This is a genomic window from Bacillus hominis, from assembly GCF_018332515.1.
Lineage (GTDB): Bacteria > Bacillota > Bacilli > Bacillales > Bacillaceae_G > Bacillus_A > Bacillus_A hominis.
In genome coordinates, this window is the sequence record NZ_BOQD01000110.1 from 1 (window position 1) to 10,779 (window position 10,779).

10 protein-coding genes are annotated in these 10,779 nt (G+C 35.5%); all 10 read left to right on the plus strand.

Going from position 1 to position 10,779, the window contains the following annotated elements; translation table 11 throughout:
- Positions 1 to 121: 121 nt before the first annotated feature.
- Entirely contained in the window at positions 122 to 1,135 is a 1,014-nt protein-coding gene (locus tag KI356_RS12455; protein ID WP_212935567.1) for a siderophore ABC transporter substrate-binding protein, read from the plus strand.
- 19 nt (positions 1,136 to 1,154) lie between these two features.
- Positions 1,155 to 2,171 carry an ABC transporter permease gene (locus tag KI356_RS12460; RefSeq protein ID WP_212935568.1) on the plus strand — a complete coding sequence of 339 codons (1,017 nt, stop codon included), beginning with the start codon at positions 1,155 to 1,157 and terminating at the stop codon, positions 2,169 to 2,171.
- A complete protein-coding gene (locus KI356_RS12465) occupies positions 2,168 to 3,232 on the plus strand; it encodes an iron chelate uptake ABC transporter family permease subunit (RefSeq protein ID WP_212935569.1) in 1,065 nt (354 codons plus the stop codon). Before KI356_RS12460 ends, KI356_RS12465 begins: the two co-directional genes overlap by 4 nt.
- Positions 3,229 to 3,981 carry an iron ABC transporter ATP-binding protein gene (locus KI356_RS12470; RefSeq protein ID WP_097832329.1) on the plus strand — a complete coding sequence of 251 codons (753 nt, stop codon included), beginning with the start codon at positions 3,229 to 3,231 and terminating at the stop codon, positions 3,979 to 3,981. The genes KI356_RS12465 and KI356_RS12470 overlap by 4 nt, the downstream gene beginning before the upstream one ends.
- A 284-nt stretch (positions 3,982 to 4,265) precedes the next feature.
- Entirely contained in the window at positions 4,266 to 5,252 is a 987-nt protein-coding gene (locus KI356_RS12475) for a choloylglycine hydrolase family protein (protein ID WP_212935570.1), read from the plus strand.
- A gap of 368 nt (positions 5,253 to 5,620) precedes the next feature.
- A complete protein-coding gene (locus KI356_RS12480; protein ID WP_438820842.1) occupies positions 5,621 to 6,643 on the plus strand; it encodes a glycoside hydrolase family 113 in 1,023 nt (340 codons plus the stop codon).
- 89 nt (positions 6,644 to 6,732) lie between these two features.
- Positions 6,733 to 6,924: a DUF378 domain-containing protein gene (locus tag KI356_RS12485; protein WP_002084566.1), complete on the plus strand. Its 192-nt coding sequence runs from the start codon at positions 6,733 to 6,735 to the stop codon at positions 6,922 to 6,924.
- Between the two features lie 212 nt (positions 6,925 to 7,136).
- Positions 7,137 to 8,219, plus strand: a complete 1,083-nt coding sequence (gene serC / locus KI356_RS12490; RefSeq protein ID WP_212935571.1) for a 3-phosphoserine/phosphohydroxythreonine transaminase — start codon at positions 7,137 to 7,139, stop codon at positions 8,217 to 8,219.
- 12 nt (positions 8,220 to 8,231) lie between these two features.
- On the plus strand, positions 8,232 to 9,404 hold the full coding sequence (locus KI356_RS12495) for a phosphoglycerate dehydrogenase (protein ID WP_212935572.1): 1,173 nt from the start codon (positions 8,232 to 8,234) through the stop codon (positions 9,402 to 9,404).
- Positions 9,405 to 9,417: 13 nt separating this feature from the next.
- On the plus strand, positions 9,418 to 10,665 hold the full coding sequence (locus tag KI356_RS12500; protein ID WP_212935573.1) for a DUF1015 domain-containing protein: 1,248 nt from the start codon (positions 9,418 to 9,420) through the stop codon (positions 10,663 to 10,665).
- The last annotated feature ends 114 nt before the right edge of the window (positions 10,666 to 10,779 follow it).

Here is a 10,779-nt window from a genome sequence, read left to right on the forward strand (position 1 = left end):
AAACAGGATGTTCAATTGAAAATGATTATCAATATTGATTTAGGTGAATAGCAGTTACTATCTAATTCAATCTATGGATGTCATCATTTTCGAAATAAATCACATTATAAGGAGTATATGTATGAAAAAATCTATGCTTTTAAAATTAGTGAGTATTCTAGCAATTTTCACTTTAATGTTAGTAGCTTGCTCAGATTCAAGTAAGGAAACTTCAAAGGCTAATAAAGGTAATAGTAGTGATGAGCCAAAAACGGTTGAAATCACTGATGCACATGGAACTGTTAAAGTCCCTGTAAATCCAAAGAATGTAGTTGCTTTGGATAATAGAACTTTTGAAACTTTAGCTGATTGGGGAATTAAATTAGCGGCTGCTCCAAAGGATGTAATGCCTGCAGATTCAGCGTATGTAAAGGATGATAAAGTTCAAAATATTGGAAATCACCGCGAACCAAATCTTGAAATTATAGCAGCTGCAAACCCTGAACTTGTAATCGTTGGTCAAAGATTTGCTGGCCATTACGAAGAAATCAAAAAATTAGTGCCAAATGCAGCTGTTATTGATCTTAATGTTGATGTTTCTGAGAAATCTACTACGCCTGGGAAAAATTTAGTAGATGGACTTAAAAGTTCTACAATTACTTTAGGAAAAATCTTTGATAAAGATAAAGAAGCTAAACAATTAGTAGCTGATTTTGATAAATCTATTGAAACTGCAAAATCTGCTTATAATGGAAAAGATAAAGTTATGAGTGTTATTGTTACTGGTGGGAATATTGGTTTTGCTGCTCCACATTCTGGTCGCGTTTGGGGACCGATGTATGAAATTTTCGGTTGGACTCCAGCACTAGAAGTTTCTAATTCTACTGCAGGTCATAAAGGTGATGACGTTTCTGTTGAAGCTATTGCACAAACAAATCCTGATTGGCTTTTCGTATTAGATCGTGATGCTGCAACATCTGATGCAGCTACTTCAACACCTGCTAAGGATGTTATTTCTAAATCACCTGCTCTTCAAAACACAACTGCTGTTTCTAAAAAACAGGTTGTTTATGCACCAGAAGATACTTACACAAATGAATCAATTCAGACTTACATAGAGTTATTTGGAAATATCGCAAAAACTTTAGCTAAGTAGTGTAAAGGAGTACGAAGCAGTGTCAAAAAATATAATTTCTAGGGTTGAGAATACTTCTCAACCCCAGTTTTATAATCACAATAAATTATGGACAAAACCTTTTATAATAGCGATTATAGTTGTTATAATTTTAGGGATTATATCACTGTTTACTGGAGTTTATGATATACGTGGACAAGAGGGCGGAATGGAGATGTTTTTCATAACTCGTGTTCCGAGAACAGTTGCATTAATGCTTACTGGAGCTGCAATGGCGATGGCAGGGCTCGTAATGCAACTCATTACACAGAATCGCTTTGTTGAACCTACTACAACGGGGACTATTGAATGGTCAGGCTTAGGCCTGCTTTTTGTATATTTATTATTTCCTGCCCCGACTTTAGTTCAAAGAATGACTGGTGCAATCATTTTTTCTTTTATAGGAACTATGATTTTCTTCCTATTTTTAAGAAGAGTTAAACTTCGTTCGTCTTTAATTGTCCCGATTATCGGATTGATGCTTGGAGCAGTTATTTCTGCAGTGTCTACTTTTTTGGGACTCCTTTTTCAAATGACGCAAAGTATTGAAACTTGGTTTGTAGGTTCATTTGCTAACGTTCAGGTGGGAAGATATGAATATTTATGGCTGATTGTTATCATTACTTTGCTTATTTTTATGTATGCTAATAGATTGACTTTAGCTGGACTAGGAGAAGATGTCGCAACAAGCCTTGGAGTTAATTACAATAGAATTGTTCTTTTTGGGACTGGCCTTATCTCTGTTGCAGTTGGAATTGTTGCAGCTGTTATTGGACACTTACCTTTCTTGGGATTAATTGTTCCAAATATTGTTTCAATGTTTAGAGGTGATGATCTTAAGAGTAATTTACCTTGGGTGTGTGTGATCGGAATGGGGACAATAACTGCCTGTGACATCATTTCTCGAACAATTATAAAGCCTTTTGAAGTACCTGTTTCTTTAATACTTGCAACAGTGGGAGCAGTCGTGTTTATTACTATTTTATTGAGACAAAGAAAACCAAGGAGGCTGCGATGATCACATTAGAATATAGAAATAAAGAAAATGTCGAAATCGATTCTAGCCTTCATAATGAAAGTAGATCAGCTAGTGCTTTTCGGTCTAAGAAGGAAGCAAGACGTTATTGGATTTTACTGATAACATTGATTGCTTTAGGTCTCCTTTCTTCATATGGACTTTTAGTTTATAACAATCCAGTTCCGATAGATTCACCTTCTTTTATCCCAGTTGTTAAGAGAAGGATAGTAGCTATTGTTGCAATGATTATTGCTGCAGTTTGCCATAGCTTGTCGACAGTTGCTTTCCAATCTATTACGAATAATAAAATTATTACTCCTTCGCTTTTAGGTTTCGAATCACTTTATTCAGCAATTCAAACGAGTACAATATTCTTCTTTGGTGCTAGTGCATTAATAAATTTTAATGGAATTGGATCATTTTTATTCCAAGTCGTTATTATGGTCTTCATGAGTTTGATACTTTATGGATGGTTACTTTCCGGTAAATATGGGAATTTACAACTTATGCTTTTAGTTGGAATTATTATTGGTACCGGACTAAATTCTGTGTCAACTTTTATGAGAAAACTACTTGCGCCTTCAGAATTTGATATTTTACAAGCAAGATTATTTGGTTCTGTTAATCATGCAGATCCTGCATATTTTCCTATTGTAATTCCTATGATCATAATTGTAGCAGTATTAATATTTGCACATTCTAAGAATTTGAATGTTTTGTCACTAGGAAAGGATGTTGCTACTTCTTTTGGAGTTAAATATCAACCTAGTGTAATTTATACGCTTGTATTAGTTGCTATTTTGATGTCCATTTCAACAGCTCTAATTGGGCCACTTACTTTCTACGGCTTTTTAGTAGCAACTTTGAGTTATCAGGCGGCGTCAACTTATGATCATAGATATATTTTTCCAATGGCTTTTGCTATAGGATTTTTGATAATGACGAGTGCATACTTTTTAATGTATCATGTATTCCATGCTCAAGGTGTAGTTTCAGTTATTATTGAATTATTTGGTGGGATCATATTCTTAACTATAGTTTTAAGGAAGAGGGCTTTATGATAAAAATTGATAATGTTAAAAAGTTCTATACTGATAAGGTAAAAATAGGACCTTTGGATATTGAAATACCAAAAGCGGGCTTTACTTCTTTAATTGGACCAAATGGTGCCGGAAAGTCTACGACACTTTTGATGATTGGAAGACTTTTAGATATGGATGAAGGTCAAATTCAAGTAGCAAATATGGATGTTTCGGAATCTAAATCAAAAGACCTAGCAAAAGTTTTGACTATATTGCGACAAGAAAATCATTTTGTAACTAGGCTTACTGTTAGACAATTAGTTGGATTTGGGCGCTTTCCTTATTCAAAGGGAAGATTAACTAAAGAAGATGAGGTTATTATTTCTAAATATATCGATTTTCTAGATTTAACTAATTTAGAGAATCGATATTTAGATGAGCTTTCTGGTGGACAAAGACAAAGGGCATATGTAGCGATGGTATTGTGCCAAGAGACTGAATATGTACTTTTGGACGAACCTCTGAACAACCTTGATGTTGCTCGTTCTGTTCAAATGATGGAGCATTTGAGACGTGCAGCTAATGAATTTGGAAGAACAATTTTGACTGTTATGCATGACATAAATTTTGCAGCCAAATATTCTGATAAAATTTGTGCTATGAAAGATGGACAAATTGCTGCTTTTGGAACAGTAGAAGAGGTTATGGACCCAAAAATTTTGACAGATATTTTTGAAACAAAAATAGAAATTATCAATGGTCCTTATGGGCCAATCGCTGTTTATTAGTTACAAAATGTAAAAATGAGTATGCAAAAAAAACTAATTGAAAATCAAATTGTATACTGTAGCTTGCGTAAATCATGTCAGCTACTCTAGTTGAAGTTGCTGTCTGTATTTTATAGGCAGCAGCTTTTTTTAATGCGATTGCCATGATAACTCTTAATTATTGTAAAGGTTATTCCTAAGTACAGATTAGAAATCATATTTTTAGAAAGTGGATTAGTTTTAAATTTACAGACTTATCAAAATTCTGTAAAGTGTATATAAAACTATATAATGGGGTGTTCTTTATGTGTACTAGTTTGACATTACAGACTAAAAACAATCAGCATCTTTTTGCAAGAACAATGGATTTTACATTAGATTTTAATCAAGAAGTAATAATAGTTCCTCGACATTATCAATGGAGTAATATAACAGGTGAAAGGATCAAAACGAAACAAGCAGTCGTTGGAATGGGAATTAATCATGAAGGAAGGGTCATTCTAGCAGACGGAGTAAATGAATCGGGTATGACATGTGCAACACTCTATTTCCCAGAGTTCGCTACTTATAGTAAAAGTATAGATAACAATAAGACGAATCTGGCTCCATTTGATTTTGTGGCTTGGAGTCTCACACAATTCAATTCTGTTGAAGAATTGAAGAACTCTATAGATAGTATTTCCTTTTTGGATGTATCATTACCTTTTTTAGGACTGACTCCACCGCTACATTGGATTGTAGCGGATAAATGGGGGGAATGTATTGTACTAGAGCCGACAAACAAAGGAATAAAAATGTATGATAATCCTCTAGGAGTGATGACCAATAGCCCTGAATTTAATTGGCATTTACAAAATTTAAGACAATATATTGGTCTTAGATCACAGCCATTTGTGCCAACACAATGGGGAGATTTATCATTAAGTGCTTTTGGACAAGGTTCCGGCTCGATGGGGCTTCCTGGAGATTTCACCCCACCATCAAGGTTTGTACGGGCAGCATATGGCAAACAAAATATTCAAGGCGTAGATAACGAAGAAGAAGGCGTATCGGCTGTTTTTCATATCTTATCAAATTGCGAGGTTGCGAAAGGTAGCGTAATAACAGAAGAAGGGGTATTAGACAATACTATCTATACAAGCGCAATGTGTATGGAGTCCGGTACGTATTATTACCATACCTACGATTGTAGACAAATTACAGCCATTCATTTATTTCATGAAAATTTAGATACAGCTGAGATTAAAACCTATCCGTTTCAGCGGAAACAAAAGATATATTATGAAAACTAATTAGACCTGGAACAACATTTGGGTAGAATTGCTGAAGTAATTCTATCCATAATTTTCTACTATTATTTAAGGTGAGAGTAGGAAATTGATTTATACGAAAAAATGGATTTGATGAGTTTACTAGAAGAAGTTCAATAATTTCAATCGTAAAAAGATAAAAAAGGAGCGGAAATACGCTCTTTTTTTATTTATCTTGCTATATTTAGGAGATTAGTATGAATAAGCCTGTTACTGATGAAAAAAATATTGAGTTTTTTTATGGAATATATGTGAAAAGTTGTATAAAATAAGCAAGAAAGCCAAAAAATTATAGGGGGAAACTTGTGAAGAAAAGTAAGTATTTAGTACGTATTTTAGGAGTGTGTATCATGTTGTTTTCTTTTTGTTTTCAAGGAAAGGTACAGGCAGATGTAAATACTGTTCAATCCGGAAAAATAAAAGCAGGAAACGTAACGGTATGGGAAGTTGGCAATGTAGCGAAAGTGTTATCGGATGTGGAGCGCTTAAATTTAAATACAGTAAATGTACCGATTCAAGTGGATATTCCGAATGTGACTTCTACTAATATGGTAATTAATCAGGCGCAAAAGAAACAAGCTATTATTTTAATTCAAGAATTATTAAAGCGTAATATTCAAGTTATAGTGGAACCGTTCCCATATATACAGCAAGGAAATGTTGGAGAAACTGAATGGAATCCAAGTAACATTAATGATTTCTTTTGGAATTGGAAAACGGTTGTTTTACAAGATATTTTTAATTCCATTACAAGTAAATACAATGTGTATGGACTAAAAATCGCTTCTAATTTCGTGAATATGGAATATGCAGAAGGATACTGGAGCGATACGATTGATTTTGTTCGTCAGCAGTATAAAGGAAATGTTTTGTATCAAATGAACTGGTGGTTAACAGCGGGCTTTGATCCTTCTTATGAAGTGAAGTTTAAAGAAAAAATAAATCGTCCATATTTGAAAAAGGTGGATATTGTTAGTATCGATAGTTGGTTTGAAGTTTCAGGGAAAAGAAATCCTACATATGAAGAAGTAAAGCAAAACTTATTTGCGACGACAGTATATAATCGTGGGCAAAATGTTGTTCAGCAACTTGAACAATTACATAAAGCAACTGGAAAGCCAGTTTACTTTGGTGGATTCAACGTTCCAGCGCGTGAACTTGGCTTGCAAAATCCGTGGAACCCAGACGTTTCAAATGTGTTTTCAAAAGATGTACAATTAAACGGATGGCGCGCTTACCGAGATGTATTAGAACCGAAGCCGTATTTTAAAGGTTTTTCAATTTGGTTTATCGGCTCTAATGATAGTACGCATGCATATCAAATACATAGTAAAGAAGCAGAGGCAGTTATTAACGGTTGGTACCGAAAATAAATTTTTAAAAATAGGCAAGTTTTGAAGTATAGTACATATATTTTTAGTGAAAGGCCTTTCAACATCTTATCACCTAGGGGGCAATCATAATGAAATTTTTGTCTTACCTTACAGTAATTTTGGTGATTCTCGGAGGTTTGAATTGGTTATTTGTAGCGTTAGATTACAACGTAGTTGAGAAATGGTTTGGTTCTATGCCGGCGCTTGTGGACACTATTTATTGGCTCTTTGGTCTATCTGCTATTTATCAAATTTTTGATCGGTTCTTTACGAGTAAGTAGCTATTATACTTTTATTACTAGAGTGTTAAGTACGATTATGTACTTAACACTTTTTTATATGTTTATGAAATAATGAAATGTATATGCAAGCGATTCCATTGCGTCTTGCGCCGTAATACTAGAAAAGAAATTGACCATGTCTTGTATTGTAGGTTATAATTCAGAAAGTTTAAAAAATAATAAAAATGAGAAATAGGGAGGTTATCTGGGTGATGGAGAGAGTGTATAATTTTTCAGCAGGACCATCTATACTCCCTTTGCCAGTTTTAGAGAAAGTGCAAAAGGAGCTTGTAAATTATAACGGGACAGGCATGTCTGTTATGGAAATGAGCCATAGATCTTCTTATTTCCAAAGTATTATTGATGAAGCCAGTAGCTTACTTCGTGAATTAATGAACATTCCTGATGAGTATGAAGTTTTATTTTTACAAGGCGGTGCGTCATTACAGTTCTCTATGATACCGCTAAATGTAATGAGTACGTATAAAAAAGCTGGGTACGTACTGACAGGCTCATGGTCTAAAAAGGCGCTGCAAGAAGCCGGAAAAGTAGGAGAAGTACAAGTGATTGCTTCTTCTGAAAAAGAGAAATTTACTACGATTCCTAAAATAGATGATTTCCAAAGTGATGAAAAACTAGATTATGTACATATAACAACAAATAATACAATTGAGGGGACAAAATATGTGGATATTCCACATTTAGAAACAGTGCCGCTTGTTGCGGATATGTCCTCAAATATTTTATCAGAACAATATGATGTTACGAAGTTTGGCCTCATATATGCGGGTGCGCAAAAGAATTTAGGGCCAGCGGGCTTAACGATTGTAATTATAAAAAGAGATTTAATTGGCCGTGCGGGCCGCTCTTGTCCTACGATGTTAAACTATGAAACTTACAGTAAAAATAACTCCCTATATAATACACCGCCATCCTTTAGTATTTACGTAACGAAACTTGTACTAGAGTGGTTGAAAGAACAGGGCGGGGTATCTGCGATTGAAGACCAAAATAGAATAAAATCTTCACTTCTTTACAATTTTTTAGATGAATCTAAATTGTTTACTTCACCAGTTGATCCTACGTATCGATCACTTATGAATATTCCGTTTACAACACCGTCAGAAGAGCTTAACAATCAGTTTTTACAAAAAGCGAAAGAACGCGGTTTCGTTACGCTAAAGGGACATCGTTCAGTAGGTGGTATGCGTGCAAGTATTTACAATGCGATGCCAGTGGAAGGTGTTGGGCAATTAGTAGCTTATATGAAGGAATTTGAGCTTGAAAATAGATAGGGAGATGGGGATATGTTTCGTGTTCAAATGTTAAATCAAATTGCGGAAAAGGGTTTGCAAATTTTTGATGGGAATCGCTATGAAATTGGAGACAAAGTAGGTCATCCAGATGGTATTTTACTTCGCAGCTATTCTTTACATCAAGAAGAGTTTTCAGAAGATTTAAAGGCAATTGCAAGAGCTGGTGCCGGTGTAAATAATATTCCTGTTGAGCGTTGTACGGAAAAAGGGATTGTAGTATTTAATACGCCAGGGGCTAATGCGAATGCGGTGAAGGAACTTATTATCGCAAGCCTTATTATGTCTTCCCGCAATATTATAAACGGAGTGAGCTGGACGAAAGAGTTGGATGGGGAAGAAGTACCACAGCTTGTTGAAGCTGGGAAGAAGCAATTCGTTGGATCTGAAATTGCCGGGAAGCGTCTAGGGGTTATCGGCCTTGGTGCAATCGGTGCTTTAGTGGCAAATGATGCGTTAGCGTTAGGAATGGATGTTGTCGGATACGATCCTTACATTTCAGTTGAAACAGCTTGGCGTCTTTCTACACATGTGCAAAGAGCGTTTAGCCTAGATGAAATTTTTGCAACATGTGATTATATTACACTGCATATTCCACTTACAAATCAAACGAAGGGAATTGTTGGTGAACACGCTATAGAGACGATGAAAAAAGGAATGCGTCTATTCAATTTCTCAAGAGGAGAACTTGTAGATGAAACAGCTCTTCAAAAAGCGTTAGAAGAAGATATTATTACACATTACGTAACGGATTTCCCGAATGAAAATGTTATAAAGATGAAAAATGTAACAGCGACGCCTCATCTAGGTGCATCTACGTCTGAATCTGAAGAAAATTGTGCAGTAATGGCTGCGCGTCAATTACGTGAATATTTAGAGACAGGTAATATTCGTAATTCAGTAAACTATCCAAACGTAGAGCTTCCTTACATTGGAAAAAAACGAATTACAATTATGCATCAAAATGTACCAAACATGGTAGGACAAATTACAGGATGTTTAGCAGAACATCATATTAATATTGCGGATATGATTAATCGTAGTAAACATTCTTGGGCGTACACAATGATTGATATTGATAATGGTATTGATGATATAATTAAAGAGAATATTGTGGAAAATATACGGAAAATTACAGGTGTTGTAGCAGTTCGAATGATTGTGTAAAGGAGAGAGAGATTTGGCAAATATCCGACCGTTTCGGGCCATCCGTCCAGTAGAAGAAAAAGCAGTGCAAGTTGCAGCTTTACCTTACGATGTATTAAATAGTGAAGAAGCAAGAGAAGTTGTAAAAGGGAATCCATATTCTTTTTTACATGTTGATAAAGCCGAAATTGATTTAGATCCGGCACTTTCGCCGTACGATGATCGCGTATATGAAAAAGCGGGTGAAAATTTAAAGCAATTTATACAAGAAGAAGTGTTCGTTCAAGACGAAGAGCCAGCGCTTTACATTTATGAACTGACGATGCAAGGAAGAACGCAGTCAGGCCTTGTTGTTTGTACATCGATTGACGAGTATGAAGATGATACAATTAAAAAACATGAGCGAACACGCCATGAAAAAGAACAAGATCGTATTCGCCACGTAGATGTGTGTGACGCAAATACGGGTCCTATTTTTTTAACGTACCGTACAAAAGAAGAAGTGAAACGTTTAATTGCAAGCTGGAAAGAAGAACATGCGCCAATCTATAAATTTACAGCAGAAGATGGCGTGGAGCATGTTGCGTGGAAAATTGCAGATGAAGATGTAATTGCGACTTTAGTAAACGCATTTGAAGACATTCCTAACTTGTACATTGCAGATGGACATCACCGCTCCGCATCAGCAGCAAAAGTTGGGCTAATGCGAAGAGAACAATATCCGAATTATACAGGAGAAGAGGAATTTAATTTCTTCCTATCTGTTTTATTCCCTCATGATGAATTATCAATTTGGGACTATAATCGGGTTGTGAAAGATTTAAATGGCTTATCAGTAGAGCAATTTTTAAAGCAAGTTGCGCAATATTTTTACGTGGAAGAAACAGGTGTTTCACCGTATAAACCAAATGAGCCAAAATCATTTGGAATGTATGTAAACGGGAAATGGTATAAGCTCGCAGTGAAAGAGGAAACATTTGATGCGAATGATCTCGTTAGACGTTTAGATGTATCTATTTTACAAGATCATTTATTAAGTCAAGTACTTGAAATACATGATCCGCGCTCAGATTCACGCATTGATTTCGTTGGTGGAATCCGTGGGCTAGAAGAACTAGAGCGTCTCGTGAATAGCGGTGCTTACACAGCAGCATTCGCATTATATCCAACGTCAATGGAAGATTTATTAGCAATCGCAGACGCCGGAGAAGTCATGCCGCCAAAATCAACTTGGTTTGAACCGAAACTGCGCAGTGGGTTGTTTGTTCATTCGTTAAAGTAAAGTGAAACTTTAATCAGTGGGGGGGTGTCCATCCCCCACTGATTATTAGCCTTCACCAATCGGGCATTTACGGGGTAAATAGACTTCGTTAGTTTTGAAAAACCGAACTGATTT

Bases quoted from the DNA above. Each gene is read 5' to 3' on its own strand.
- KI356_RS12455 (WP_212935567.1), top strand. From the start codon at position 122: ATGAAAAAATCTATGCTTTTAAAATTAGTGAGTATTCTAGCAATTTTC.
- KI356_RS12465 (WP_212935569.1), top strand. From the start codon at position 2,168: ATGATCACATTAGAATATAGAAATAAAGAAAATGTCGAAATCGATTCT.
- serC (WP_212935571.1), top strand. From the start codon at position 7,137: ATGGAGAGAGTGTATAATTTTTCAGCAGGACCATCTATACTCCCTTTG.
- KI356_RS12485 (WP_002084566.1), top strand. From the start codon at position 6,733: ATGAAATTTTTGTCTTACCTTACAGTAATTTTGGTGATTCTCGGAGGT.
- KI356_RS12480 (WP_438820842.1), top strand. From the start codon at position 5,621: ATGTTGTTTTCTTTTTGTTTTCAAGGAAAGGTACAGGCAGATGTAAAT.
- KI356_RS12495 (WP_212935572.1), top strand. From the start codon at position 8,232: ATGTTTCGTGTTCAAATGTTAAATCAAATTGCGGAAAAGGGTTTGCAA.
- KI356_RS12470 (WP_097832329.1), top strand. From the start codon at position 3,229: ATGATAAAAATTGATAATGTTAAAAAGTTCTATACTGATAAGGTAAAA.
- KI356_RS12475 (WP_212935570.1), top strand. From the start codon at position 4,266: ATGTGTACTAGTTTGACATTACAGACTAAAAACAATCAGCATCTTTTT.